Raw genomic sequence first — 24,906 nt, 5'->3', positions numbered from 1 at the left:
CTGGGTGCCGGGGGCCGACTACTCGATCGGGAGGTCAGGCGCGCTGGAGCGCCGCGACCAGGCGGTCACGGTGGAGGTCGGGGCCGCCCAGCAGTGCCCGCGTCGAGGTGGCCCGCCGGGCGTACAGGTGCGCCCGGTGCTCCCAGGTGAACCCGATGCCGCCGTGCACCTGCACGTTCTCGTAGGCGATCCGGTCCAGGGCCTCCGACGCGGTGGCCTGGGCGAGCGCGGCGGGCTCCGCCAGGTCCTCGCCGGCCAGGACGCGGGTCACCCCGTGGTACGCGGCGGACCGGGCGCGCTCGACGTCCACGAGCATCTCCGCGCACCGGTGCTTGACGGCCTGGAACGAGCCGATCGCCCGCCCGAACTGGACGCGGGTGCGCGCGTAGTCGACGGCCATCTCCAGGGCGGCCTGACCCGCGCCGACCTGTTCGAGGGCCAGCGCGATCGCGGCGATGTCGCCGATGCGCCCGGCCTGCGCGGCACCGTCGCCGGGGGCGGACACCTTCACCACGGGGGCGGCGTCGAGGCGTACCCGCGCGGCCTCCCGGCGCAGGTCCACGCCGGTGATGGGCGAGGCGGCATATTCGTCCGCGGTCGTCTCAACGGCGTACACCCCCACCTCGCCTGCGGCGTCGACGGCGGGGAAGAGCACGACGTCCAGGCTCTGGCCGTAGAGGACCAGCCCGAGCTCGCCGGTGACGGTGGACGAGGCGCCCGAGCCGCTGATCCGCAGGGGCGGCGGAGCCGTCCAGTCGATGCCGCCGAGGGCCGCCCCGAGGGACCTTCCCGGGGTGATCAGCCGCGCGGCGACCTCCGCGTCCACCCCCCGCAGGGCCTGTGAGGCCACCACGACGGGCAGGAGGGGGGCATCGAGCAGGACGCGGCCCGCCTCCTCGAGCAGGACGGCGGCGAAGCCGAAGTCCAGCCCCAGGCCACCCAGCTCCTCGGCCAGGAAGGAAGCGCCCAGCCCGAGCTCCTCGTCGGCGCGGCGCCACCAGCCGCGGATCTCACCGGCACCGGCCGACTCGGCCGAGGGATCGACCTTCGCGCCGAAGTACTTCCTGGTCAGATCACGGAACTCAAGGTGCTCCGAAGTCAGGTGAAACATGGACTTCCCCTCTACTCTTCGCCGGCAGCGGCGGACGAACCGCACGATCGCACCGCGGAGACCCAGGCCAGGGCGTTGCGGGTCAGGTGCACGAAGTGCGGGGACTTGAACGACGAGCCGTTGTCCCCCGGCTGGAGGTAGACGATCCGGCTGTTCCGCTCCCGCCGGACCCACGCGGCGGCGTCACTCACCAGGGACGAGGCGCCGGCGCAGGGTCTCTCCTCGCCTGTGAGCACCGTGTGCTCGCTGGACAGGTAGGCGCCCGCCTCCTCGTACCCCACCCGGCGGACCAGGACCTCGACCGAGTCCTCGAAGACCGGGCAGAGATAGGGCTCGTCGCCGGCGAGCCGGAACCTCTCCGGCAGACCCCGGGTGACCGGGTGGTCCCGGACGACCCGGAACTCCTCGGGCACGTGCTCGATGTAACCGGAGTCGGGATGGCGCTCACCGCGCACCGTGCCCGCCCGGTACAGGAAGATCCCGCCCATGATCTCGGCGAACTCCGGCCACTCGGGCCAGCTCGCCAGGGCGTGATGGAGGAAGACGACACCGGTTCCCGCGTCCAGGAGCCGCCGCCAGCCCTGCTTGAGGGCCGCGTCCGGTGCCTCGGTGCGGATCGGGTTCCGCAGTTTCACGGTGATGCCGGGCATGTCGTAGCAGAGCAGCGCATCGTAGGACGCGGCCTCGCCGGAACGGATCAGCGCGTTCCCGTCCGGCTGCTCCGCCCAGGTCACCTCGCACCCGTGGAGCTCGCCGAGGTATCCGCGGAACGCCTCCACGTCGTAGGAGTGGCCGCCTGTGAGGGCGAGGACCTTCGTGCTCATGCCGTGCTCCTCTCCGAGACCCAGCCGAGGCCGCGCCGGACGAGCAGCTGGAAGCCCGGCTCCTCCCAGGGGCCGCGGTCCACCTCCGGCCAGTAGTCCGTCTCGGGCTGCATGTCGTAGTGCCCCCGGGCATGGCCCAGGGTCAGGTAGTAGACGCACCCCGCGCCGTGATCATTGAGATAGGCGACGGGACGCGGTTCGTCGCCGGTCCAGTCGGAGTCCGCGAAGCGCGGGGTCACGCCGCTCCAGCGGGTCGTCAGGAGCGGCCGGATTCCCGGACGCAGCTCGCTCAGGTAGAGCTCGTCGCTCACCACCAGCTCGCCGACGCCGGCCACCAGCGGGTGATCCGGCTCGGCCGCGGTCACGGTGAACGGGGCGATCGGCGGGTGCGACAGGAACCGGCTCCCGAGGGCGTCCACGAACGCCTCCGGGAGCGGTAGCGCGGTGACCCGCCGCCCGCCGAGCTCGAGGGCGCTGTTGGTGGCGTGGAGGGCCAGCCATCGATGGCCGTCCCGCACCCACCGCGAGAGCGCCCGTGCCTGCTCCTCGGTCGGCCGGACGTCGCAGGTGTAACTGATCAGGAAGTCGGAGGCGGGCAGCCGTGCCTCGATCCCGGACCAGTCCGGGACGACCTGCATCCGAACGGATTCGTCCTCGGCCAGCAGCTGGAGCAGGCGGAGCCGGACGAAGTCGAAGTCGTGGAACCGCCCACCGCAGACCAGCAGGCCGCGTCGTGCTCGATGGTCCATGCGCTTTCCCGCTCTCTCTGCTCGGCGCCGCCGCGGAGCCTGCCAGACCGATCTCCCGCAGCGTACCAGTAACAAGAGATTGACTAAAGAAACATGATGGCGCTAGTTTCTGAGCACGAGTCGAGGAGGGCGCGAAATGACGGGTGTCGGTTTCTCGGTTCCGCAGCTGGGTCCTCATCTGGGCCGCGAGGTGCTGCGGACGTTCGCCGAACGCGCCGAGGCCAGGGGCTTCACCAGCCTCTGGGTGCAGGACCACCTCTTCTTCGCGCTGGAGCCCACGGCGCCCTACGCGGGCCAGCCCGGACGGGCGGTGCCCGAGCAGTACCGGACGATGCTCTCCGCGACGGAGTCCCTGTCCGCGCTCGCCGCGTGGACCGAGCGGATCGCGATCGGGACCAGCATCCTCGTCGCCGGCTACCACCGCCCGGTCGATATCGCCAAGCGGCTGGCCACCATCGACGTGATCTCCGGGGGACGCCTGGTCGCCGGTTTCGGCATCGGCTGGTCGCGCGAGGAGCACGACCAGATGGGCGTCGACTTCCGGACCCGGGGCCGTCGCGCGGACGAGCTGATCGAGGCGGTCCTCGCCTGCTGGGGCGAGGACCCCGTGGAGTTCCACGGCGAGTTCTTCGACATCCCGCCCTCGATCGTCTCGCCGAAGCCGGTCCAGCGCCCCCGCCCGAAGCTTCTCTCGGGGATGTTCTCCGAAGCCGGCCGGCGCCGAACGGCGAAGCTGTTCGACATCTGGAACCCGACCTTCCCCCTCGACGTGATCGTGCGGCAGCACGAAGAGATCAACGCGCAGCGCGCGGAGGGCCGGGCCCCGGTCGAGCTCTACTGGCGGATCTTCATGGAGCCCCCGGGCGGAGCCACCGAGGCGCGGCCCCTGCTGGGCGTGGACGGAATCCCGGAGCAGGTCGCCAGGGCCCGGGACGCGGGCGTCGCCGAGGTCATCCTCGACCCCAACTTCTGGACCGGGATCGATTCGCCGGAGGCATGGACCGGGCTGCCCGACCGGGTGGCGGACGCCTTGGGAATGTGACCCTTCGCCCGGTGCGCCATATATGAAATGACTAAAGTAACGCGCTAACCGAAGACGCCGATGGCAGGGCTCCGCATCCCGGAGCTCCTGCCATCGGCAGTCAGCCGTCCTGCGTCACATCGTCCGGGTGTCCGGCGAGGATCCGGCCAGGCGCTCGCCGACCTCGATGAGCGCCTCCACGATCAGGTCCTTGCGCCGATAGCCGGCGATCCTGCCGCCCGCGGCCCAGGCCTGGGACAGGTCCATGGCCATCCGTACGTAGGCGCGGGCCGCCAGGTCCGCCACCGCGAGGTCCAGTCGCGACTGGCGCCCCTGATCGCTCATCCGCCGGCGGGACTGCTCGACGTGCCGGGCCACGAACTGGTCCCGGACCGCCCGGGCCGGCTCGGGACCGGTGGCCGCCCAGGCGTAGAGCAGTCGCGTCTCCGCGGCGTGCTCGCGGTGGTACTCCCACACCGCCTGCGCCGCCCCGCGGATGTCCAGGGCCTCTTCGCCTCCGGCGGCCAGGGTGGTCTTCGAGATGCGCGAGCTGATCTCCTCGAGCGCGGCGGTGAGGAGCTCGTCCTTCGTCGGGAAGTGGTAGTAGATCGACGCGGGGCTCATGCCCGACTCCGCGGCGACCGCGGCGACCGAGGCCTTCAGTCCCTGGTCCGCGAACACGCGGATCGCCGCCTCCACGACCTGCGCCCGCCGGGACGGCCGGTGGGCGCCGCGGGGTACCCCTTCCTCAGGTTTGGTCATCCTCGAGTCCGTTCTGTCGGCTCCGTGCGCACGCCCGGTCCGGTGGGGGGTTCGGCTTCGTCCAGAAGCCCGTGCCCGAAGAGCCGTGATTCAGGGCCAGTGTCGGTACAGATCCTAGCCGCGGCGCCCGACGTGCTGTTCCCGACGGTTCACGGTGCGTCAGGTCACCATGGAACCCGCCCTGTGCCAGGGCCTCCGGCCCTTCGCCGATCTGGAGGACGACCGGACGGCTCAGTGCGCTCCGGGGTCGAAGACCACCCGCGGTTCGTCGATCGTCCTGGCGTGCATCCCGGCCAGGGTCGACTCAAGACCGTCGAAGCCGATCCGCATGGTGACCATCCCGGCGGCGCGCAGCCGTCCGTCGGCCGCGAACCTGACCGTGGTGGCGGTGTCGGACCTGCTGTAGCCCATCGACGCGACCACCTCGAGCTCACGGATCAGCCATTCGCGCACGGGGATGGTCGACGGCTCCAGCGGGAAGCCCAGCAGTGCGAGCCGGCCGCCCCGCCGCAGGAATTCGGACCCGGTGTAGACCAGCGAAGCGATCCCGGTGCACTCGATGCTCACATCCGCACCCAGTCCTTCGGAGAGTTCGCTGACGCGGTCGGCGGCCTCGTCGGGACGCACCGCCTCGTCCGCTCCCAAGGCGACCGCCAGTTCGCGCCTGGGCGCGGAGGGTTCCACGACGACCACCCGGCCCGCGCCGGCGAGTCTCGCCCACTGGGCGGCGAACTGCCCGATCGCACCGCCGCCCTGGACGACGACCAGATCGTCCAGCCGGATCCCCGCCCGCCGCACGCCGCGGTGGGCGACCGCGGCGGGTTCGACGAGCTCGCGCGACTCCGCGGGCATCGACTCCGGCAGTGGCAGCACCCGGCTCGCGGTGACGGCGATGCGATCGGAGAAGCCGCCCCAGGGAGAGGCGGCCGAGTCCCGGCCGCGCGCCTGCTGGAGCGTGCTCGCGCACAGGTCGCCGAGGTTGCGCCGGCAGGGCGCGCACGTGCCGCACGACGTGCCGACGGTCACCGCGACGAGCCGCCCGGCGTCGAGATCGGTGACGTCGGCACCGACCTCGGAGACCCGGCCGACCCACTCGTGTCCGAAGATCGACGGTGGGACGTCATGTCCGCCGGCCGCGAAGTAGTGCGCGTCCGTGGCGCAGATGCTGCACGACACGATGTCGACGACGACGCCACCGCGGTCGGGCGCGGGATCCGCGACCTCCTCGATCCGGATGGCTCCTGCCGCACTGATGAAGGCTGCTCGCACCGCGACTCCTCGTTGTCGGCTCCGGGTGACCCCGGCATGAACGCGGGGCACGGAGAAATCTAGGTGAGCATCAAGTTATTGGGCCGCACAGGTCAACTGCCTAGGGCGAAAGGCGGTGCTGTACTGCGGTGGACTGGGCCCACCTCACCTTCCCTTCTTACTGATACTACACTAAAGTAACTGGGACAATTGATCGGCAACGAGCAGGAGGAAATCGGTGGATCTGGGGCTGAACGGTCGTTGTGCCCTCATCACGGGTGGGAGCCGGGGGATCGGGCTCGCGATCGCGCGGGCGCTCGTCGCCGAAGGCGCCGCGGTCTCCATCTGCGGTCGTGATCCGGACGCGCTCGCCCTGGCGGCGAAGTCGCTCGGTGACGTGCACACGCAGCAGGTGGACATGGCCGACTCCGCGTCGATCGACGCCTGGGTCGGGGCGGCCGCCGAGGCGCTCGGCGGCATCGACATCGTCGTGAGCAACGTCAGCGGTCTCGGTGGCGCCGGTGTCGACGCGTGGCGCCGGAACTTCGAGGTCGACGTGCTCGGTTACGTGCATCTGGTCCAAGCCGCCCTGCCCAGGCTCGAGGAGTCGGACGCGGCCTCGATCGTGGCCATCGGCACCACGGCCGCGGTGGAGACGTTCGGCGGGAACCCCGCGGGCCCGTACGGCGCGCTGAAGGCCGCCACGATCCACCACACCTCCGGCCTGGCCCAGACCCTGGCCCCGAAAGGCATCCGGGCCAACGTGGTCTCGCCCGGCCCGGTGTACTTCGAGGGCGGAAGCTGGGCGACGATCAAGGAACAGAACCCCGCGTTCTACGAGTCGATCCTGGGCCAGATCCCGCGCGGCTCGATGGGCGCCGCCGAGGAGATCGCCAACGTGGTCGCCTTCCTGGCCAGTCCCGCCGCCGGCTTCGTCACCGGGGTCAACGTCGTGGCCGACGGCGGCCTGACGAAGAAGGTCACGATCGATGACGTGGTGCGCGCCGCCCCGTGGCCGGCGCCCGCTCAGTCCTGACCGGCCCGGGCGCTTTCGGCCGCTTCGAGATGCTCGATCAGGTTCTTCTGGAAGTGGATGACGCGCATCTCCGAACCCCCGACCGTCAGGTGCTCGAGCGCCGAGTTGTGCAGTCCCCGCTGGACGTGGGGGAGGTTGGAGAAGTCCTGGTCCAGGACCTGGCCCATGCTGACCTCCTTGACGTTCACCGCGATGGTCGGCGCGACCTCGGCGCGCTCCTCGTGCTCGTTGTCCCACACCAGCGTGTAGACGTCGAAGACGCACAGGTTCGGGTCCGTCGGGTGCGGACGCGAGCGGAACGTCAGCGCACCGCCGGCGTGGGCGTTGAACTTGAGGTTCGGGAAGATGTGGTAGTCGTAGTCGTCCACCATCTGCGCGTCGCTGAGTTCGGAGTAGTCGTGCCCGAGCTCGGCCGCCCTGGCGCGGTTCTGCTTGATCAGGTACTCCCTGACCGACTCGTCGAGCCGCCACTCGCCGTCCTCGTCGAACAGCTGCGGAGGCAGGTCGACGGTCTGCTGCCGGGGCATCCCCGCGGCGTCCTCGCCCTTGCCCTGCTTGCTGTGCCGGAAGCCCGAGGCCGACCGGGAGTAGTAGGACTCGTAGATCTCGGCCGGGTCGACGTGCTCGAGCCGCATGCTCGGGACGCCGTAGGGGACGATCATCATCGCGTGCCTGCCGTACTCGCTGAAGGCGGTGTTGACGTCGTCGAGGAACGTCATGAGCTGCGGGTGGGTCGCCCCGACGTGGTAGGCCTCGAGGAACGCCTCGAGGGCCACCTTCCAGTTGCAGTCGAGGACGATCTCGGCGTGCATCGAGGCCCGGAACCGGTCGAGGTGGTACTTGTCCACCTCGGTGGCGAGGGGTTCGAGGAACTCGCGCAGGCTGCCCGCCTCGGCCGGGACGGGGTGGATGAAGACGAAGCCGCCCCACTGGTCACAGGCGACCTCGTGCAGGGCGTAGTCGTCGTCCTTGATCTCCGGGAAGAGCTGGCGGTCGGGGATGTCCTTGAGCCTGCCGTCAAGGGTCCAGGCCCACGCGTGGTAGCCGCAGCGCAGCTCCTTCGCCGAACCGCAGGACGGCTTGAGCAGGTTGCCGCGGTGCGGGCAGACGTTGTGGAAGGCGCGCAGCCTGCCGTCTTGCCCGTGCACCACCAGGTAGCTCTGCCGGCCGATGCTGTACTCGTGGAAGTCGCCCGGCTCGGCGACCTGCTCGGCCCGGCACGCCATCTGCCAGGTGCCGGACCACAACGAGTCGAACTCACGCTGGAGGAACTCCGGCGAGGTGTACCGCTTCGGGTCGATGTGGGAGTAGGCGGGCTCGGGGCGGTGCAGCTCCCCGAATCCGGCCTCCTCCGGGTACGACAGCTTGTGCTTCTCCACGTTGGCATGGATCCGGCCGAGGTCTTCCGTGATGCTCATCGGGTCGCTTTCTCCTCGCGTTTACGAACACTGCGGCGACGCACCACCACGTCGCCATGTACCTCTGCGCAACAACCAAGCCGTTCCAGGGGGCGCGGGATCCCGCGCCACCTGATCGCGTCCAGGGCCTCCTCCTCACGGCGTTCCATGGCGGAGAGGTTCTCCCGGCCCTCGACGATCTCGAAGAAGCAGCGGGTGCACTCCGCGTTGGCACGGCAGGTCGTCGGCCAGATGACGCCCTGCTCCTCGGCGGCCTCCAGCACCGTCTGGCCGTCGCGCGCACGGAACTCGACCCCGGACGGCAGCACGTGGATCGTCCAGCGGGCGGCGCCGGCCTTCGCCGCCTGCGCGGGCACCGGTGCCTCAGGCATGAGGAACGGCACCCGGTGCCCCCGCACTCGACGCGAGATACGCCTGGCGCAGCCGCTTCTTCTGCACCTTGCCCATCGGGTCCCGTCCGACGCTGTCGACGAACGCGTACGAACGCGGGCACTTGTACGAGGCGAGGAACCCGCGGCAGTACGCGTCGAGGGCCCGCTCGTCCAGTGCCCGCCCGGCGACCGGGACGACCAGGGCCAGTAGGCTCTCGCCCATGTCCTCGTCGGGGACGCCGATGACCGCGGCGTCCTCGACCTGCGGGTGGTCACGGAGGACGCGCTCGGCTTCGGCGGGATAGACGTTGACCCCGCCCGAGAGGACCATGTCGACCGCACGGTCGGTGACGAAGACATAGCCGTCGCCGTCGACGTGCCCGACGTCGCCGAGGCAGAAGAGCCCCGGCTCGAGATGGGCCGCCGCGGTCTTCTCCGGGTCGCCGAGGTATTCGATCCCGTGCCCCGTCCGGTCGCGGAAATAGAGACGGCCCGTACGGTGCGCGGGCAGCGGCCGGTCGTCGTCGCCGACCACGACCACGTCGAAGCGGGGCAGCGGACGACCCACCGAGCCCGGCTTGCGCAGCCACTCCTCGGAGCCGATCATGCACACGGTCCCGGACTCCGAACCGCCGTAGGCCTCGCTGACCACCGGTCCGAACCAGTCGATGAAGGCGCGCTTCACCTCCTGCGGGCACGGGGCGCCGGTGAGCACGAGGTGCGCCACGCTGCCGACGTCGTACCGGCGGCGGAGGTCCTCGGGCAGGGCGAGCATCCGGCTCAGGTGGGTCGGCACCATCACCGTCGAGGCGATCCGGTGCCGCTCGATGGCGGCCAGGGCGGCCTCGGCCGTGAACTTCGGCAGGATCACGACTGGCCGTCCCATGAGCAGGCTGCGCAGTCCCATCAACGGTCCGTTGTGGTGCAGCGGCCCGGCCACCAGATGGGGGCCGTCGGGGACCGCGGCCATGCCGGCGCGCACGGAATCGAGGTGCCGGCCGACGTCCGGCTCCGGCCGTGCGGCCCAGCGCGAGTGGGTGCCCTTAGGGAAGCCGCTGGTTCCGGAGGTGTAGAGGACGAGCGGCTCGACCGGTGCGTGCGGGTCCCAGTCGGGCGCGCCGGACTCGACGAGCTCCTGCCAGGCCGTGGCGCCGGAGACGTCGGAGACGACCGTCCGGCAGCCGGCGCGCTCGGCCACGGGAAAGAGGTCGGCATACCGGCTCGCGGGGACCACGCACACCGTCGATCCCGAGTCCCGGAGGATGTACTCCACCTCCTGCGGACGCAGGCGCGCGTTCACCGCCACCGAGGAGACACCTGCCAGGGCCGCCGCGAGATGCGCCACCAGGGTGCGGACCTCGTTGGCGCCGATGACCGCCGCCCGGCCACCGGCCGCGGCGTCGCGGAGGGCGTTGCCGGCGCGCACGGCCTGGTCCAGGAGCCGGCCCCACGTCAGGCCGGAGACACCGTCGGTCAGCGCGAGGTCGGTGTCCTCAGCCGTGATGCCAGCGATCTCGATTCGTGTCACCAGGGCGTTCCTTACCACAGGAGGACTACACTTACCGGCCGAGAGGTTACTAGTGTCATTGTCTAGTATCAAGAGCCCTCCGCCCAGGGCCCGCCCGCGATGATCCTGATGGCATCGATCGAGGTTGCCGCCTCGCTCCAGGCGGGTTTCGGGTTCCTCTCGGCCGCTCCCGGACGGCCTCTCCGTGCCGGGAGTTGAGGCTGTTCATCCCGACCTATTGACGTACGTCACACTGTAACTTCACACTGATGCAACATACTCGCCCGGCATCGTCCCAGATGAGCCCCGGGCGAGCTGAGAAGTGCATGACGACCGCCCTGGATCCCCGTCGGGAACACACGCAACGTTTGGAGGTGGGCACCCGAATGACGACATCCGTGACCGGTGAGGTCGCGCCCAAGGCGCGCACTGAGGCGCGTGAGTCCGTGCTGGCGGCCCGCAATGTCAGCCTCACCTATGGGGGGCTCGGTGGTGGGCGAACGGTCGAGGCGCTGCGCGAGGTGAACATCGAGGTGCCGAAGGGCCAGTTCGTGGCACTCGTCGGAGCATCCGGTTGCGGGAAGACCAGCCTGCTGAACATGTTCGCCGGCCTGGTCGAGCCGACCGAGGGCGAGGTCGTCATCGACGAGCAGCCCGTGCGCGGCCCGAGCAACAAGACCAGCTACATGTTCGCGCGGGACGGCCTGCTGCCCTGGCGCCGCGTCCACAAGAACGTCGAGCTCGGTCTCGAGGCGCGCACGAGCCTGTCACGGGCCGAGCGGCTCGCGAGCTCGCGGAAGATGCTCGAGCTGGTGGGCCTGGCCGACTTCGAGAAGGTCTACCCGCGCCAGCTGTCGCACGGCATGCGCCAGCGCGCCGCGATCGCCCGCACCCTGGTCACCGACCCCGACATCCTCCTGATGGACGAGCCCTTCGGCGCGCTCGACGCCCAGACCAAGCTCCGCCTGCAGGCGGAGTTCCTCGACCTCCTGGAGCAGGAGGGATCCGACCGCGTCTCCAAGACCGTGCTGTTCGTGACCCACGACCTGAACGAGGCCATCCTCCTGGCGGACCGCGTGGTGGTCATGCTGCCCAGGCCCGGGCGGATCGCGTCCGACCAGCCGGTCGACCTGCCGCGGCCGCGTTCAGGGAACCTCAAGGAGATCATCTTCAGCCCGGAGTTCCAGCGGCTGCACCGGGATCTCTTCGACCTCCTGCAGGAAGGGGAAGGCCATGAGTGACCTTCTCACCAGGACCGCCGAGGCGACTCCGAAGGAGAAGCCGTCCCGGCGGCAGCGGCGCAAGCCGAAGAAGACCGGAACGATCCAGGTCTGGCTGGGCCGGGCCGCACTGGTCGTCATCGTGCTGGGCGGCTGGGAACTCCTGGTCGGCACGGGAAGCCTCGACGCGCAGTTCGTCGGGCAGCCTTCGGGCGTGTGGGACTCGCTGACCCGGATGCTCGCATCGGGCGAGCTGGTCGCTCCCACACTCGACACCCTCTGGGCCACGCTCCTGGCGCTCCTGATCGCGGTGCCGTCCGGAATCCTCGCGGGTCTCGTGCTCGCCGAGGTCCCCTTCCTCGACAAGGTGATCTCGCCCTTCCTGATCCCGGTGAACAGCCTCCCCCGGATCGCGTTCGCACCGCTGTTCCTGCTCTGGTTCGGCCTGACGATCTGGTCGAAGGTCTTCCTCGCGGTCTCCATCGTCTTCTTCATGATGCTCTTCAACACCCGGGCCGGGGTCAAAGGAGTCCAGCCCGACCAGCTGGCGGTGGTGAAGACCCTCGGTCTCAAGCGCCACGAGGTGATGTGGAAGGTGGCCCTGCCGTCGGCGGTCCCCTCCATCGCGGCCGGGGTCCGGCTCTCGGTGACCTACAGCCTCCTCGGAGTGGTGGCCAGCGAGATGGTCTCCGCCAAGCAGGGGCTCGGGCTGTCGGTCGTGTCCTTCAGCAACTCCTTCGATATCAACAGCATGCTGGCGGTACTGGTCGTGATGGCGGTCATCGCCACCGTGTTCGGCCTCATCGCGGAGAAGGGCGAGCAGTGGCTGCTCCGCTGGGAGTGAACCGGCCGGAACGTTCCACCGTGCGGAGCGGCCATGGACCTGGGCCTGCGTGACCGGCGTGCGCTGGTCCCCGCGGCGACCACCGGGCTCGGCTTCGCCACCGCACGGCGACTGGTCGCGGAGGGGGCCCGGGTGCACATCTGCGGCTCGGACCCCGATCGCCTCGACGCCGCACTGAAACGGCTCGGGCCCCGATGCACCGGATCGGTCGCGGACCTCTCCTCGGAAGGCTCGGGAACCGGGCTGGCCGAGGACGCCGGGTCCGCGATGGGCGGGATCGACATACTGGTCGCCAACGCGCCCGGACCACGCGGTGCCCACGCGGTGGACCTGACCAAGGACGCGGTCGACGAGGCCATGCGGCTCAACTTCATGAGCGCGGTCGAACTGTGCACGGCCACGGTGCCCGCCATGCGGGCGCGCGGCTGGGGCAGGGTCGTCGCGATCACCTCGCTCGGGGCCCGCGAACCGCTGGTGGGCCTGGCGAGCAGCAGTGCCGCCCGGGCCGCCCTCTCGGTGTACCTCAAATCCCTCAACGACGAGGTTCGTGACGACGGCATCACCGTCAACTCGATCCAGCCGGGTCCGCACTCGACCGCCCGCTACCTGGCCTTCGCGGCCGACCGCGACGGGCCCGGCCGCCGGATCGGCTCGCCGGACCACTTCGGCGCGCTGGTGGCCTTCCTGTGCTCGCGCCAGGCCGACTACCTGTCGGGGGCCGGGCTGCCGGTGGCGGGCGGCTACCAGAACACCCTGTGAAGACATGGGCCAGTGAACGGCCCTGGTCGAGCTGGAACTCGACCGCGCAACGACGAGGAGACCCGGATGAACAAGATGACCTGCGCGCTGGTCAGCGTCGCGTGCGCGCTCAGCCTGGCCGCGTGCGGAGCCGGAGGCGACTCCAAGGCCGGCACGATCAACGTCGCGACCAGCCTGACCGCCTCCGACTCCCCGTTCATCCTCGGGTCCGAGGCGGGGGTCTGGAAGAAGCGCGGCCTCGAGGCCGAGAACGTCCCCATGCAGGGTGCGGCTCCGGCCTTGGCGGGTCTCGCCAACGGCTCCATCCAGACCGTCCAGCAGGGCCCGGTGGTGATGGCGCAGGCCAATCAGAAGGGAGCCGACCTCCGCTACTTCTGCGGTGTCGGCCCCGTGATCTGGAACGGCCTCATCGTGGACTCGGACGGCCCGCTGGCCGGGATGGCCGGTCTGCCCTACAAGCAGAAGATCGCCGCGTTGAAGGGGAAGTCGATCGGTGTCTCAGCACTGAAGTCGACCACCGAGCTGCTCGGCGGCATGATGCTCGAAGCCGGCGGCCTCAAGGCCTCCGACGTCAGCTACGTCGCGATCGGCTACGGCAAGGGCGCCCTCTCCGCGCTCGACCAGGGCCGGGTGGACGCCGTGGTGACCTACCCCTTCCTCACCCAGCAGGGCGAGGACCGCGTCAAGCTGTTCGTCGACGTCCCCAACGAAAAGGACGCCCCCTCGGACATGTACAACACGATGAGTTCGGGCTGGATGGCGAACAAGGACTGGCTCGACAAGAACCCCGACAAGGCCCAGAAGTTCTGCGCGGCATTCGGCGACGCACTCGACTACGTCACCGCGGAGCAGAACCGGGACACCGTGGCGGCCGGGCTCCAGAAGTCCTTCGGGGTCCCGAGCCTGGATCTCGCCAAGCAGGTCGTCTCCAAGGACGGTCCGATGCGCCTGCTGTCCACCAAGCTGGACTGCGGTGCCCTCCAGCGCGCCATCGAGCTGGCGGAGAAGCAGGGGCAGATCAAGTCCGAACCGAAGATGACCTGCGACAACATGATCTGGAAAGCGCCGGCGAGCTGACCCGGTCGACGGCCCGGAGGGGGTGTGCGCGTCCACCCCCTCCGGGCGCCGGTGAACGCCGAGGCGAGTACGAGGAGGCCGGATGACCGTTGAACGCATCGACCGGAACCCGGTGAGCTGGATCCTCTGGGCCGGCACCGCTGACTTCTTCGGAGACCTGGAGACGCGCGTCGAAGTCGCGGCCGACGGTCCGTACGAATGGGTGTCCCTGAGCGCGTTGGATCTCGCCACCGAGTCGGAGCGCGGACTCTCGCCCGCACAAGTGGGCGACCGCATCCGCACGGCCGGACTCAGGATCATCTTCGATCCTCTGATGGGATGGCACCCGACGCTCGTGCCGCCCGTATCGCCCTTCGCGGCGATCGGCCTGGAGGATTCGCTGCGCGGGGCCGCGGAGGTGGGAGCCGAGCTCGTGAGCGTGGTGCCGAATCCCCACAGCGCCCTGGACCAGACGGGCATGGCGGCCGCGTTCCGGGACGTCGGCGACAGGGTCGCCGCATTCGGAGCCGAGGCCCAACTCGAGTTCATGCCCTGGTCGTCGGTACCGGACCTCCGAACCGGATGGGACATCGTCGAGCAGGCAGACCGTGCCAACGGCGGCCTTCTGATCGACGCATGGCACTTCTTCCGCTCGGACCCTGACTTCGAGCTCCTGGCATCGATCGACGGCGATCGCGTCCTCTCCGTGCAACTCGATGACGGAGCGCTCCTCGACACGCCGGGCACCCGGAACGAGAGCATGGACCGCGCACTGCCGGCCGAGGGGGAGTTCGACCTGGACCGTTTCCTGCGAACGCTCGACCCGATCGGCGCTCTTCGACGGATCGGCGCCGAGGTGATCACGCCGGTCCACCGGGCGATGCCCGTCGCGGAGGCGGCGGCGAGGAGCCATCGCAGCGTCCTGGCAGCTATGGCCTCGGCAGGCCTGACGACCGGCTCGCAACGTCACCCGCTGGATTCGCGCTGAGCCGGACATCAGCCGCAGTACCTCCACTCGGTGGTGGTGGTGCCGTAGATTCCTCCGCCGTAGATCGCCGCGATGGACCCCGTCCACCTGATGCACGTGCCGGCGGCGTAGCCGCTGGCCGCCGCATAGTGGGCGTAGTTCCCCTCGTCCTTGATGGTCTTCATGCCCTGGCGTTCCAAGACGGCCTCTGTATAACTGGCGACGCCGTCCGCCCGGCCGACCCTCAAGGTGACGACACAGTTCTCCCGATAGGTGCCGTTCCACAACACATAGACCTCGCCCAAGGGCATGTCGTTCCGGTCATCCCAGAGATCCACCCTGGTGAGCACCCTGTAGTCGCCGTTCGGCCAACCGCACCCCCGCTCCGAAACGACGGCTTCGCCCAGGGTGTGGGCCGAAGCGGGCGAGGCCACGAACGTGATCGAGGCGAGCACAAGGCCAAAGGCCAAACCGATACGCACGAATATGCGCCGGTACGTCCGAGACATTACAGGCCCTCTCAACCGCTTGTATGACGCAGATCGCCGCATGGGCGGAAATCGAATTCCCGGCAGTTTGGCTTCAGTATGCTGCGGCACGCGCATGCCGTCCTTGACGGAGCGTGCACAGTTCCTTGACACCTGATCTCCAACGGCACGCCGCACATCCCGTGAGCATCTGCCGACTGATCGACGTCCCGCACAGTCCCGTCCCTACTTCCGGCGGATTCAGCCTCGCAGGGAGTAGCGGATGGGCAGCCGCTTCAGGCCGCCGACGAACGTGGTGGCGGTGTTCTCCGGCGTACCGGCCAGCTCGATCGACTCCAGCCGGGGCAGCAGTTCCTCGAAGAAGACGCGGATCTCGATCCGGGCGAGCGCGGCGCCCAGGCAGTAGTGCGTGCCGGACCCGAACGCCAGGTGTCGGTTGGGATCGCGGCCCACGTCGAAGCGGAACGGGTCGTCGAAGACCTCCTCGTCCCGGTTCGCCGACGGGTACGACAGCAGCACCGACTCGCCCTCGCGGATCGTCACCTGGCCCAGCTTGTAGTCCTGGTTCGCCGTCCGCATGAACTCCTTGACCGGGGTCACCCAGCGGATCATCTCCTCCACCGCCAGGGGCATCAGCGCGGGGTCGTCGTGCAGCCGGGCGAGCTGGCCGGGGTGCTCGATCAGTGCGTGCAACCCGCCGGAGATGGTCGCGCTGGTGGTGTCGTGCCCGGCGGTCGCGATGATCACGTAGTAGGAGGCGGCGTCGAAGTCGTTCAGCGGCTTCCCGTCCACCTTGGCGTTGGCGATCGCGGAGGCCAGGTCGTCGGTCGGGTTGGCGCGGCGGGCGGCGGTGAGCTCCTGGAAGTACCCGAGGAACTCCATCAGGACCTCGAACTTCTCCTCGGGGGTCTCGCCCCGGCGCATGTCCTTGTCGTCACCGCCGAACAGCTCCTGGGTCAGCTTGAGCAGCCGCTCGAAGTCGGACTCGGGCAGGCCGAGCAGCGACAGGATCACATACAGCGGGTAGTGCACCGACACCTGCCGGACGAAGTCGCAGGTGTCGCCGAGGATGGCCATCCGGTCCACGTACCGGCGGGCCAGCTCCTTGATCCGCGGCTCAAGGTCGCGCATCGCCCTGGGCCGGAACCAGTCCGCCCCGACCGCCCGGATCACCCGGTGGTCCGGGTCGTCCATGTGGATCAGCGTGCGCAGCCCGAGGCCCTGCTCGGCCTGCCGTTCGATCTCGTCCTCGACGGCCGAGGGGAGCAACTGCGGGCGCGGCGCGTTCAGGAAGATCTGATGGTTGCGCTCGATCTCCAGCACGTCAGCATGCCTGGTGATCGCCCAGAACGGGTGGTAGCCGTCGGGCTCGACCCAGTGCACCGGGGCCTCGCGGCGCAGCAGCGCCAGCGCCGCGTGCAGCCGCGCGTCATCGGCGTACGCGCTCGGATCGGCGAGCGCGCGGCCCGCTTCCTCCACGGTCAGGCTCATCCTCGGCTCCTTCAACGCCGGCCGCCCGCAACGGGAACCTGGAACCCGATCCAGGGGGCGACCCATCGATCGCATATCCGCCGAAGATCACTCAATCACGAGGGTTTTCCGAATATCATTCGGTACCCCGATGCGAGATTCGGTGTTCAAACCGTCGCCGAGGTCCTTGAAGCGCTCCAGCTCCGTGGCCTGGGCCGTCGATCAGCTTTACGACTGGCAGAAGTCGCAGATCGAACGGCCTGTGTTCCTTGCGGCCGGAGTCCCATCAGCGGGGACCAGCCGGTGCCGGGACTGTCGCGGGCGTGCGCCGCTGACTTCTTCGGTGACGCGGCAGTTCGCCACCAGCCTCACGTGCCGGGCCGCAAAGAAGTGCGGCAACCCGGGAGCCGCCGATGACCGCCCGCACCAGGGGGTGGCTGGACCTCGATCGACGGCGATGAGCACCGACCTCCGAGCGCTGGTCGGCCGGGGTGAGTTTGCATGGTCGAGAATTGGCGTGCCAGCATCGCGGGAGCGCTGCCGTCCGGCTCCTGGAGGGTGATCTTGACGATCGTGGTTCGCGGTATGGTCCAGGCTTCCGCTTCGCCTGCGTGGCCCGCCCTGAACTGACCGTCGTTCCCGTTCATCGTCAAGCGCGTCCACAGTGACGTGCGCGAGCCTTCGCGCCGGAGCGGCTTTCGGTGTCCACAGGTGATCCGACCTGTTTCCTGCCTGGTTGATTCTGCCTGCATGGGGCCGCTGCGCTTGGTGCCCTGAACCGTCGTCTCACCGCACTTCGACGGGATTACCGTCGTGGGTCGAGGTGCTCGAGGTGAGGTTCCCTTTCCGTGCCGTGACCGCCGTACCGCCTGCGCTGTAGCGGGCGGTGTTCTCGGCGAACGGGCGGCGCGGACCGTCGGCGATTCGCGTCGGGTCGTGCGGGCTGATCACCCTTCTTGTGAAGGAGATCGAATGTCCGCGTCCATGCTGCCGCATGACGCATCCCCGGCCCGGCTGCGTGCATGGCTGGGCTTGGCCGTGCTGGCCCTGCCCACCTTGCTGCTGGCGGTGGATCTGACGGTGCTGCACCTGGCGGTGCCACAACTGAGCGCCGACCTGCGGCCCAGCGGCGTCCAACTGCTGTGGATCGTCGACATCTACGGCTTCATGATCGCCGGGTTCCTGGTCACGATGGGCGCGCTCGGCGACCGGCTGGGTCGTCGCCGGCTCCTGATGCTCGGCGCGGCCGGCTTCGGGGCCGCCTCGCTCCTGGCCGCCTACTCCGCCAGCGCGGAAGCGCTGATCGCCGCTCGCGGGCTGATGGGGATGGCTGGGGCGACGCTGATGCCGTCGACCCTGGCGCTGATCAGTGACATGTTCCGGGTGCCGCGCCAGCGCGGGCTGGCCATCGGTGTGTGGGCGGCGGTGTTCTCGGTGGGCGTCGCCGCCGGGCCGGTGCTCGGGGGAGTCCTGCTGGAGCACCTGTGGTGGGGGTCGGTGTTCGTAGCCGGCGTGCCGGTGCTGGCGCTGCTGCTGGTGACCGCGCCGATGCTGCTGCCGGAGGTCCGCCACCCGCGACCCGGGCGCATCGACCTGCTCAGCGTCGTGCTGACGCCGGCCACGACGCTGCCGGTCATCTACGGCGTCAAAGAACTGTCAGTGCGGGGTCCGGCGCTCGTCCCGCTGGCCTTCATCGCGGTCGGCGCCGCCGTGTGCGTGCTGTTCGTGCGCCGGCAGCGGCGACTGGCCGAGCCGCTGCTGGATCTGCGGCTGTTCACCGACCGCACCCTCGGCAGCTCCCTGGTGATGCTGCTGGTCAGCGCGGCCACCGTCGGCGGAATCTACCTGTTCGTCGCTCAGTACCTGCAACTGGTGCGGCAGATGTCGCCGCTGGAGGCAGGGCTCTGGCTGCTGCCATCGGCCGGCGCGCTGCTGATCGCCTCCACGCTGGCGCCCCTGGCCGCCCGGCGGGTGCGTCCCGGCTACGTGGTGGGGGCCGCCCTGGTGGTGTCGGCGGCCGGATTCGTGCTGCTCACCCAGGTCGACGCCCGATCCGGGACGCTGCTGACGGTGCTCGGCTTCACCCTCGCCTACGCCGGCGGCAGCCCCGCCACCGCGCTGGGCACCGACATGGTGGTCGGCTCGGCGCCGCCGAGCAAGGCGGGCGCGGCCTCGGCGCTGAGCGAGACCGGGACCGAACTCGGCGTGGCCATGGGGGTGGCCGCCCTGGGCAGTGTCGGCACCGCCGTCTACCGCGACGGTCTTCCCAAAGCCGCACCGGGTGAGACCCTCACCGAAACGACCGCCCTCGCCCAGCAGCTACCGCCCGAGCCGGCGGCGCGGCTGCTGGAGACGGCCCGCGACGCCTTCACCACCGGGATGAACACCGCGGCGCTCTGCTGTGCCGTGCTGCTGACCGCGCTCGCCGTTGCGGCCGTGGCACTGCTACGGCACCTGCCGCCCACCTCGAACGCCGACCCGCAACAGGAACCGGCAACATCTGAACGCAGGAAACCACAGGGCTGACCCAGCCGATCACGTCCCGAGCGGCGGGACGGACGCGAGCCACCCGCCCCGCCGCCTTTCCACCACCTGCGCATCCCACCGGGCAAACGAGTGACCGAATGACGTCAAAGGCACATCGGGCCTGGTCATGGTGGAACGCGGTCGTGTACCTGGTTCGGCGGCGAACGCCCGGAGGGCAGATGCCGACGATCAAAACCCCGGGATGCTGTTCGCGGCGCGGGCGCTGCAAGGGACGTTCGCCGCCCTGCTCGTACCCGCCACCTTCACCCAGACCCGTGAACACGGCCGGGGCGTTTGGAATGTGCGCCGACTGGCGCTGGAGCCTGTACAGCAACATGCCCATCGCAGTGATGGCGGCGCTGGGCGGCACGCTGCTGGGGCCGTGCGGGTGGAATAGCGGAGCTTTCAATAAGACTGATGGACATTCGCGAACCCAGGTCGGGCGGGGGTGTGCTGGCGGCTTTGAATGCGGTCCCGAAAAATACGTTTCCCCTGTGGGGCCGACGGCGCTAGCTTTTGGGCAAGTCACTTCGAGGGAGGCCGTGGTGAAACTCCTCAGCAGCGTGCGGTCGGATGGCATCGACCTGGCTCATCTGGCCGCCGAACTCGACATCCCGACGATCGCCGGGTTGCAGCACCAGGGGGATGTGTCCGTGATCCCCGCCGCGATGGCGGTGGACGACCACCAGCGTCCGATGACCCCGGTCCCGGCGGCCGGTGTCGCGGTGGTCCGTGGGGAGGCGGGCGGCCACACGCACCTGTTGCTGGCCTCCGGTGACGTCCGGTACGACTTCCGCGACGGCGGCGCGGCGGACGACCTCACCCTGGGGTCGCTGGAGGTCGGCGAGGGCGCGACCGCCTGGCTGGACCACCCCGAGCACGGCGACACCGGAATCGCCCCCGGCCGGTACGTGCTGCGCCGCAAGCGCGAACTGGCGCCGCGTGTCCTCGATCCTGGGGCTCGTCGCAAGCGCGACCAGGCCCGCAAGCAGGCTCGTAAGCAGGAGGCAATGGCGCAGGCGGCCCGTGACCAGGCGGCGCGCGAGCGGGCGGCACGGGAGCAGGCAATGAGCGCGACCGTCCGCTTTGTTGCGGACTGACGATGACGGACCTGCGTCCCGCACACGGTCACGGTCGGCCACCGACGGCGCCGACCGCAGAGCAGCAGGCGTTGTCGGCGTCGGTGCGCGAGGAGTGGACGGGGCACGGGCTGGCCGTGGGGCCGGTGGACCGGGCGGCGGCCGAGGCGGGCGTCCAGGACGTCTACCTCGGCGCCGGCCGGCAGCCACCCGAGCACGTGATCTGGCTGGGCTCCCCGATGGCGGGCAGCATCGGTGCCGACATCCGCGCGGGCCGGCTTCCGCTGGTCACCAGGCGGGCGTGGCAGACGCTGCCGGAACCGACTGGCGAGGCCGTCGTCGAACAGGTGCCGCAGGACCCTCCGGAGACCGACCTGATCATGCTGGAGCCGCTGCCGCCTGACCTGGACGACCTGGAGCGGGACCCGCGGTGGGGCGGGTTGCCGGGCCGGCTCGGCCGCGAGGTGACCGCCGCGGTCGAGACCGGGCTCGGCAAGGCTGTCGGCGCGGCCGTCGACCAGGTGGCCGCGACCTGGCAGGACGCGCAGCAGCTTCCCGAGGTGGCGGCGCTGCCCCGGCTGGGCGCGGTCCGCCCGCCGATGCTGGGGCAGCTGGCCCGTCTCGATTTCCTGGCACGCTGCGGTGTCTGGGAACCGGACCGCCACAGCCGTGGCCTGCTCCGGGTGGGACGCGAGGTCGGGGAGTGGTGGCCGATGCGCAACAGCGTGATCCTCACCGAACGTCCCATCGAACTGCACCATGACGCCGAAGGCCGGCTCCACCATCCGAGCGGCCCGGCGGTGCGGTACCCCGACGGCTGGTGCCTGTGGGCGTGGCACGGCGTCACCATGCCGCGCGAGATCGTCGAAGAGGACGTCCCGATCCGCCGCGCGGTGTCGCTGCGCAACTCCGAACAGCGGCGCTGCGCCGTGGAGATGCTGGCCGGGCGGGCCGGCTGGGGTCAGGTGGTCGGCCAGGCGGGATGGCCGCGGGTCGGTCGGGAGGCACCGGACCCGGGCAACCCTGGGCAGGTCCTCAGTCTCTGGTGCGTCGAGGAACTGTACGACGACCACCTGCACCTGCTGCTGATGACCAACGGGACGGTGGAACGGGACGGCACCCGGCGGGAGTTCGGCGAGCTGGTGCCCGGCTGGATCCGGGACCCGGTGCAGGCCGCCGCCTGGCAGATCGGTCTTACTCCCGGGCAGTACCGGGAGAGCGTCCGGCGGACCTGAGCAGCCCGGGCATCGCCCCGCGACCAGGCGGTGACCACGACGCGTTCTGGCAAGCGATCGCCGCGATGCTCACCCCCAAGGGCAAGCCATACCTGTGCACGCGGATCGACCCGGACTACCTGCCCGCACGTTCGCACCACCCGAGCGCGGGCGTCGTGCGTCCCGGCCGCAACGATGCCGAGCAGCACTGCACAGCCCGCCCGACAACGTGTTGAGCACCGTCCGCGACAGGTCGAGTCGCCGCCGCCCGGCTATGCACGAGAACAGGGGTTCAGGCGGTGGGGTCATGCCCTCGCGGTCTGACGGAAGCGTCCGGGCGGGACGCCGTACTCACGTTTGAACGCGTTGGCGAGGGCGTACTGGGAGGAGTAACCCACCTGGAAGGCGACCTGTTCGAGCGAGGCGTCGGTCTCGCGGAGCATGCTCGCCGCGGTCGTCAGCCGCCACCAGGTCAGGTAGGTCAGGGGCGGCTGGCGGACCGCGGCGCTGAAACGGCGGGCGAACGCCGCCCGGGACAGGCCCGCCTCCTCAGCGAGCGACTGGACGGTCCATCCATGCGAGGGGTCCCTGTGGATGGCGTGCAGCGCCGAGCTGATCGATCGATCGGCCAGTGCCGCCGCCCAGCCCGCGCCGCCGGGCTCGTGCGGCTGGTCTTCGAACCAGGCACGCAGGACGTGCAGCAGGAGCATGTCGAGCAGGAGCGGGACGAGCGCCGCGCTTCCAGGGCGGGGCGCTTCGAGTTCCCGGCCGAGCGCGCCGAGTGTGGAGCGCAGGTCGTCGTGGCGTCCGAGCCGCGCGGGCAGGTGGAGGACGGCGGGAACGTCCTGCAGCAGCGGGTGGGTGCGGTTCGGGTCGAGCCGGTAGCCGCCGCACAGGGTCACCACGTCGCCTCCTCCGGCCGGGGGCGGCGGTGGGTGGACGGCCTCGACCAGCGGTGTGGCCGGGTTGTCGGCCAGGCCGTGGCCGTCTCCGCGCGGGGCGAAGATCACGTCGCTCGGTCCGACCGCGATCGGCTCCCGGCCGTCGACCAGAAGCCAGCAGGACCCGCGGAGCAGCACGGTGAACCCCGCGGTGCCGGGGCTCGGCGGAAACCGCATGCCCCATGGCGAGCGTAGTTCGGCCCGCGCGAAACCGGGGCGCCCGATGCGCATGCTCGCGATGACATCGCTCAACACGTCCACGGAAGAGAGTCTAGGGAGCAAGACGTTCGATGATTAATTCGAGACGTGCATGCATTGGTCATCTCGATCCGGGGTCATAGCGTCGTCCGCGAGTGAACGGCGCGAAGGAGACCCGATGACCATCAAGATAGCGATCATCGTCGGCAGCACCCGACCCGGCGACGACGGGAACGGCGGGGGCATCCCCCGCAAGGGCGGCGATGTCGGCCGCTGGGTGTACGAGGCGGCGGCCAAGCGCGGCGACGCGCAATTCGAGCTCGTCGACCTCGCCGAGATCGATCTGCCGATGTTCGACGAACCGTTCACCCCGATGATGGCCCGGTACACCAGGCCGCACACCAAGACCTGGTCGCAGGTCGTCGCCCGGTTCGACGGCTACGTCTTCGTCACACCGGAGTACAACAACGCGCCCCCGGCCGCACTGAAGAACGCGATCGACTACCTGTACGCCGAGTGGACCAACAAGGCGGCCGGGTTCGTCGGGTACGGCGCCTTCGGCGGGGCGCGGGCCGTCGAGCAGCTCCGGTCGATGATGGGCGAACTCCAGATCGCCGACGTGTCGGCGCAGGTCGGGCTCGGGTTGCACACCGACTTCGAGGACTTCCAGTACCTGCGCCCCGCGCCGCACCAGGAAGACGCCCTCACCGACATGCTCGACCAACTGATCGCCTGGGCACGGGCGCTCGCGCCGCTGCGGGCCCACAACCGGACCTAGGCGCCCGTCGCCGCGGCCCACACGACCGCCGGCCGGTATCTCGTTCGATCCCGGCGAAAAGTCGCCATCGACATCGGCCGGAAGCACGGGACCACCGATCTCGCGGAACTGATCGGAACGGTCACCGCCTGGCGGCCACACCTTCATCGACGGAGCTGACATGGAATACCGACTGCTCGGCAACAGCGGCCTGCGCGTCTCCGAACTCTTCCTCGGCACGATGGCCTACGGATACCCCGACGGCGGTCTGACCGAAGCCGACGCCCGGAGGGTCCTCGACCGCTACGCCGACGCCGGTGGCAACGTCATAGACACGGCGAACTTCTACGGCGACGGCAACAGCGAACGCGTCGTCGGAGAGTTACTCGCCGGACGCCGGGAACGCTTCGTCCTCGCCACCAAGTACACCGTCACCCGGGACGCGACCGACCCGAACGCCGCCGGCAACCACCGCAAGAACCTCGTGCCCTCACTGGAGGAGAGCCTGCGCCGCCTCCGCACGGACTACATCGACGTGTACTGGGTGCACATATGGGACCGGCACACACCTCTCGCCGAGACCATGCGTGCCCTCGACGACGCGGTGCGCGCCGGCAAGGTCCGCTACATCGGCATCTCCGACGCCCCCGCCTGGATCGTCGCGCAGGCCAACACCCTCGCCGACTGGCGCGGCTGGACGCCCTTCGCCGGCCTGCAGGCCCCCTACAGCCTGCTGCGACGGGACATCGAACGCGAACTACTGCCCATGGCCGAGGCGTTCGGCCTCACCGTGGCCGCATGGGGACCACTCGGGCACGGCGCTCTCGCGCGCCCACCCGTTCCAGCCGGTGCGGCCAGTCCGGACGATCCGGAATCCCCTGTGACGGTGGTCGTACGTGAGGTCGCGGGCGAACTCGGAGCGAGCCCGGCTCAGGTCGCGCTGGCCTGGACCAGGACACGGTCCCGAGCCGTGCACCCCCTCACCGGGCCGCGCACGGTCGAGGAACTCGACGACACTCTGTCCGCACTCGACCTCACCCTCCCCGCCGACGCGATCGAGCGACTCGAAACCGCTACCGGATTCGCCCCCGGATTCCCCACCGACTTCATCACCGAGGTCGAACCGTCAGTGTTCGGCGACATGTCCGGTCGCGTACTCGCTCGCTAAGGAGGTGAAATGTCCTGGTCGGACGCCGACGACCCCCCAGCCCACTACCACGGCAGTGCACGCTTCCGTCCCGCTGGCACATCGGCCGATCTGGTCACACCGTCCGAGGGCCGGACCGACTACCCAAGACATCGACCGGTGGCGACTTCGGCCTCTATGAGCACCGACGCCC

General features: G+C 70.0%; 23 protein-coding genes. 12 read left to right on the top strand and 11 right to left on the bottom strand.

Going from position 1 to position 24,906, the window contains the following annotated elements:
• Positions 1–34: 34 nt before the first annotated feature.
• The 3 genes from ACFPZN_RS38910 to ACFPZN_RS38900 are packed head-to-tail and all read right to left on the bottom strand — an operon-like array spanning position 35 to position 2,684.
• Positions 35–1,111, bottom strand: a complete 1,077-nt coding sequence (locus ACFPZN_RS38910) for an acyl-CoA dehydrogenase family protein (RefSeq protein WP_378287551.1) — start codon at positions 1,109–1,111, stop codon at positions 35–37.
• An 11-nt stretch (positions 1,112–1,122) separates the two neighbouring features.
• Positions 1,123–1,935 carry a ThuA domain-containing protein gene (locus ACFPZN_RS38905; RefSeq protein WP_378287550.1) on the bottom strand — a complete coding sequence of 271 codons (813 nt, stop codon included), beginning with the start codon at positions 1,933–1,935 and terminating at the stop codon, positions 1,123–1,125.
• Positions 1,932–2,684, bottom strand: coding sequence for a ThuA domain-containing protein (locus ACFPZN_RS38900; protein ID WP_378287549.1), 753 nt, complete (start codon positions 2,682–2,684; stop codon positions 1,932–1,934). The genes ACFPZN_RS38905 and ACFPZN_RS38900 overlap by 4 nt, the downstream gene beginning before the upstream one ends.
• A gap of 136 nt (positions 2,685–2,820) precedes the next feature.
• Here ACFPZN_RS38900 and ACFPZN_RS38895 point away from each other — a divergent pair, with 136 nt between their 5' ends.
• Positions 2,821–3,726, top strand: a complete 906-nt coding sequence (locus ACFPZN_RS38895; RefSeq protein WP_378287548.1) for a TIGR03619 family F420-dependent LLM class oxidoreductase — start codon at positions 2,821–2,823, stop codon at positions 3,724–3,726.
• 114 nt (positions 3,727–3,840) lie between these two features.
• Here the strand turns inward: ACFPZN_RS38895 and ACFPZN_RS38890 are convergent, their stop codons facing one another.
• Both ACFPZN_RS38890 and ACFPZN_RS38885 read right to left on the bottom strand, forming a co-directional pair.
• Positions 3,841–4,467 carry a TetR/AcrR family transcriptional regulator gene (locus tag ACFPZN_RS38890; RefSeq protein WP_378287547.1) on the bottom strand — a complete coding sequence of 209 codons (627 nt, stop codon included), beginning with the start codon at positions 4,465–4,467 and terminating at the stop codon, positions 3,841–3,843.
• A gap of 231 nt (positions 4,468–4,698) precedes the next feature.
• Entirely contained in the window at positions 4,699–5,736 is a 1,038-nt protein-coding gene (locus tag ACFPZN_RS38885; RefSeq protein ID WP_378287546.1) for a zinc-dependent alcohol dehydrogenase, read from the bottom strand.
• A gap of 217 nt (positions 5,737–5,953) precedes the next feature.
• Here ACFPZN_RS38885 and ACFPZN_RS38880 point away from each other — a divergent pair, with 217 nt between their 5' ends.
• On the top strand, positions 5,954–6,751 hold the full coding sequence (locus ACFPZN_RS38880) for an SDR family NAD(P)-dependent oxidoreductase (protein WP_378287545.1): 798 nt from the start codon (positions 5,954–5,956) through the stop codon (positions 6,749–6,751).
• Here the strand turns inward: ACFPZN_RS38880 and ACFPZN_RS38875 are convergent.
• Genes ACFPZN_RS38875 through ACFPZN_RS38865 form a run of 3 tightly spaced genes read right to left on the bottom strand, consistent with a single transcriptional unit; the run spans position 6,742 to position 10,068 of the window.
• Complete coding sequence (locus tag ACFPZN_RS38875) at positions 6,742–8,169, bottom strand: aromatic ring-hydroxylating oxygenase subunit alpha (RefSeq protein WP_378287544.1); 1,428 nt, start codon at positions 8,167–8,169, stop codon at positions 6,742–6,744. The genes ACFPZN_RS38880 and ACFPZN_RS38875 overlap by 10 nt on opposite strands.
• Positions 8,166–8,540 (bottom strand): 2Fe-2S iron-sulfur cluster-binding protein, encoded by a 375-nt coding sequence (locus ACFPZN_RS38870; RefSeq protein WP_378287543.1) that lies wholly within the window; start codon positions 8,538–8,540, stop codon positions 8,166–8,168. Before ACFPZN_RS38870 ends, ACFPZN_RS38875 begins: the two co-directional genes overlap by 4 nt.
• The gene (locus ACFPZN_RS38865; RefSeq protein ID WP_378287542.1) at positions 8,533–10,068 is read right to left on the bottom strand and encodes an AMP-binding protein; all 1,536 of its coding nucleotides are present in this window, start codon (positions 10,066–10,068) and stop codon (positions 8,533–8,535) included. Before ACFPZN_RS38865 ends, ACFPZN_RS38870 begins: the two co-directional genes overlap by 8 nt.
• Positions 10,069–10,433: 365 nt before the next feature.
• Here ACFPZN_RS38865 and ACFPZN_RS38860 point away from each other — a divergent pair, with 365 nt between their 5' ends.
• The 5 genes from ACFPZN_RS38860 (at position 10,434) to ACFPZN_RS38840 (ending at position 14,914) form a co-directional block, all read left to right on the top strand.
• On the top strand, positions 10,434–11,288 hold the full coding sequence (locus ACFPZN_RS38860; protein ID WP_378287541.1) for an ABC transporter ATP-binding protein: 855 nt from the start codon (positions 10,434–10,436) through the stop codon (positions 11,286–11,288).
• Entirely contained in the window at positions 11,281–12,111 is an 831-nt protein-coding gene (locus ACFPZN_RS38855) for an ABC transporter permease (protein ID WP_378287540.1), read from the top strand. Before ACFPZN_RS38860 ends, ACFPZN_RS38855 begins: the two co-directional genes overlap by 8 nt.
• A gap of 33 nt (positions 12,112–12,144) precedes the next feature.
• Positions 12,145–12,870: an SDR family oxidoreductase gene (locus ACFPZN_RS38850; RefSeq protein ID WP_378287539.1), complete on the top strand. Its 726-nt coding sequence runs from the start codon at positions 12,145–12,147 to the stop codon at positions 12,868–12,870.
• Between the two features lie 66 nt (positions 12,871–12,936).
• Complete coding sequence (locus ACFPZN_RS38845; protein WP_378287538.1) at positions 12,937–13,947, top strand: ABC transporter substrate-binding protein; 1,011 nt, start codon at positions 12,937–12,939, stop codon at positions 13,945–13,947.
• 82 nt (positions 13,948–14,029) lie between these two features.
• Positions 14,030–14,914 (top strand): sugar phosphate isomerase/epimerase family protein, encoded by an 885-nt coding sequence (locus ACFPZN_RS38840; protein WP_378287537.1) that lies wholly within the window; start codon positions 14,030–14,032, stop codon positions 14,912–14,914.
• Between the two features lie 8 nt (positions 14,915–14,922).
• Here the strand turns inward: ACFPZN_RS38840 and ACFPZN_RS38835 are convergent, their stop codons facing one another.
• A complete protein-coding gene (locus ACFPZN_RS38835; RefSeq protein ID WP_378287536.1) occupies positions 14,923–15,402 on the bottom strand; it encodes a hypothetical protein in 480 nt (159 codons plus the stop codon).
• 219 nt (positions 15,403–15,621) lie between these two features.
• Entirely contained in the window at positions 15,622–16,872 is a 1,251-nt protein-coding gene (locus tag ACFPZN_RS38830) for a cytochrome P450 (protein WP_378287535.1), read from the bottom strand.
• Positions 16,873–17,823: 951 nt separating this feature from the next.
• Between ACFPZN_RS38830 and ACFPZN_RS38825 the strand changes: the two genes are divergently transcribed.
• From ACFPZN_RS38825 to ACFPZN_RS38815, 3 genes are all read left to right on the top strand, one after another.
• Entirely contained in the window at positions 17,824–19,377 is a 1,554-nt protein-coding gene (locus ACFPZN_RS38825) for an MFS transporter (RefSeq protein ID WP_378287533.1), read from the top strand.
• 545 nt (positions 19,378–19,922) lie between these two features.
• On the top strand, positions 19,923–20,477 hold the full coding sequence (locus ACFPZN_RS38820; protein WP_378287532.1) for a hypothetical protein: 555 nt from the start codon (positions 19,923–19,925) through the stop codon (positions 20,475–20,477).
• A gap of 2 nt (positions 20,478–20,479) precedes the next feature.
• Positions 20,480–21,691, top strand: a complete 1,212-nt coding sequence (locus ACFPZN_RS38815) for a DUF6745 domain-containing protein (RefSeq protein WP_378287531.1) — start codon at positions 20,480–20,482, stop codon at positions 21,689–21,691.
• 284 nt (positions 21,692–21,975) lie between these two features.
• Here the strand turns inward: ACFPZN_RS38815 and ACFPZN_RS38810 are convergent, their stop codons facing one another.
• A complete protein-coding gene (locus tag ACFPZN_RS38810) occupies positions 21,976–22,872 on the bottom strand; it encodes an AraC family transcriptional regulator (RefSeq protein WP_378287530.1) in 897 nt (298 codons plus the stop codon).
• Between the two features lie 115 nt (positions 22,873–22,987).
• Here ACFPZN_RS38810 and ACFPZN_RS38805 point away from each other — a divergent pair, with 115 nt between their 5' ends.
• Complete coding sequence (locus ACFPZN_RS38805; RefSeq protein ID WP_378287529.1) at positions 22,988–23,587, top strand: NADPH-dependent FMN reductase; 600 nt, start codon at positions 22,988–22,990, stop codon at positions 23,585–23,587.
• Positions 23,588–23,747: 160 nt separating this feature from the next.
• Positions 23,748–24,734, top strand: a complete 987-nt coding sequence (locus ACFPZN_RS38800; protein WP_378287528.1) for an aldo/keto reductase — start codon at positions 23,748–23,750, stop codon at positions 24,732–24,734.
• Positions 24,735–24,906 lie beyond the last annotated feature (172 nt).

Origin of the sequence: Actinomadura rugatobispora, from assembly GCF_042656285.1 — a bacterium.
In the GTDB taxonomy this organism is placed as follows: Bacteria; Actinomycetota; Actinomycetes; order Streptosporangiales; family Streptosporangiaceae; genus Spirillospora; species Spirillospora rugatobispora.
The sequence above is the reverse complement of the archived record's forward strand: the minus strand, read 5'-3'. Positions and strand labels throughout refer to the sequence as shown.

Bases quoted from the DNA above. Each gene is read 5' to 3' on its own strand.
- ACFPZN_RS38910 (WP_378287551.1), bottom strand. From the start codon at position 1,111: ATGTTTCACCTGACTTCGGAGCACCTTGAGTTCCGTGATCTGACCAGG.
- ACFPZN_RS38905 (WP_378287550.1), bottom strand. From the start codon at position 1,935: ATGAGCACGAAGGTCCTCGCCCTCACAGGCGGCCACTCCTACGACGTG.
- ACFPZN_RS38900 (WP_378287549.1), bottom strand. From the start codon at position 2,684: ATGGACCATCGAGCACGACGCGGCCTGCTGGTCTGCGGTGGGCGGTTC.
- ACFPZN_RS38895 (WP_378287548.1), top strand. From the start codon at position 2,821: ATGACGGGTGTCGGTTTCTCGGTTCCGCAGCTGGGTCCTCATCTGGGC.
- ACFPZN_RS38890 (WP_378287547.1), bottom strand. From the start codon at position 4,467: ATGACCAAACCTGAGGAAGGGGTACCCCGCGGCGCCCACCGGCCGTCC.
- ACFPZN_RS38875 (WP_378287544.1), bottom strand. From the start codon at position 8,169: ATGAGCATCACGGAAGACCTCGGCCGGATCCATGCCAACGTGGAGAAG.
- ACFPZN_RS38870 (WP_378287543.1), bottom strand. From the start codon at position 8,540: ATGCCTGAGGCACCGGTGCCCGCGCAGGCGGCGAAGGCCGGCGCCGCC.
- ACFPZN_RS38860 (WP_378287541.1), top strand. From the start codon at position 10,434: ATGACGACATCCGTGACCGGTGAGGTCGCGCCCAAGGCGCGCACTGAG.
- ACFPZN_RS38855 (WP_378287540.1), top strand. From the start codon at position 11,281: ATGAGTGACCTTCTCACCAGGACCGCCGAGGCGACTCCGAAGGAGAAG.
- ACFPZN_RS38850 (WP_378287539.1), top strand. From the start codon at position 12,145: ATGGACCTGGGCCTGCGTGACCGGCGTGCGCTGGTCCCCGCGGCGACC.
- ACFPZN_RS38845 (WP_378287538.1), top strand. From the start codon at position 12,937: ATGAACAAGATGACCTGCGCGCTGGTCAGCGTCGCGTGCGCGCTCAGC.
- ACFPZN_RS38840 (WP_378287537.1), top strand. From the start codon at position 14,030: ATGACCGTTGAACGCATCGACCGGAACCCGGTGAGCTGGATCCTCTGG.
- ACFPZN_RS38835 (WP_378287536.1), bottom strand. From the start codon at position 15,402: ATGTCTCGGACGTACCGGCGCATATTCGTGCGTATCGGTTTGGCCTTT.
- ACFPZN_RS38830 (WP_378287535.1), bottom strand. From the start codon at position 16,872: ATGAGCCTGACCGTGGAGGAAGCGGGCCGCGCGCTCGCCGATCCGAGC.
- ACFPZN_RS38825 (WP_378287533.1), top strand. From the start codon at position 17,824: ATGTCCGCGTCCATGCTGCCGCATGACGCATCCCCGGCCCGGCTGCGT.
- ACFPZN_RS38815 (WP_378287531.1), top strand. From the start codon at position 20,480: ATGACGGACCTGCGTCCCGCACACGGTCACGGTCGGCCACCGACGGCG.
- ACFPZN_RS38805 (WP_378287529.1), top strand. From the start codon at position 22,988: ATGACCATCAAGATAGCGATCATCGTCGGCAGCACCCGACCCGGCGAC.
- ACFPZN_RS38800 (WP_378287528.1), top strand. From the start codon at position 23,748: ATGGAATACCGACTGCTCGGCAACAGCGGCCTGCGCGTCTCCGAACTC.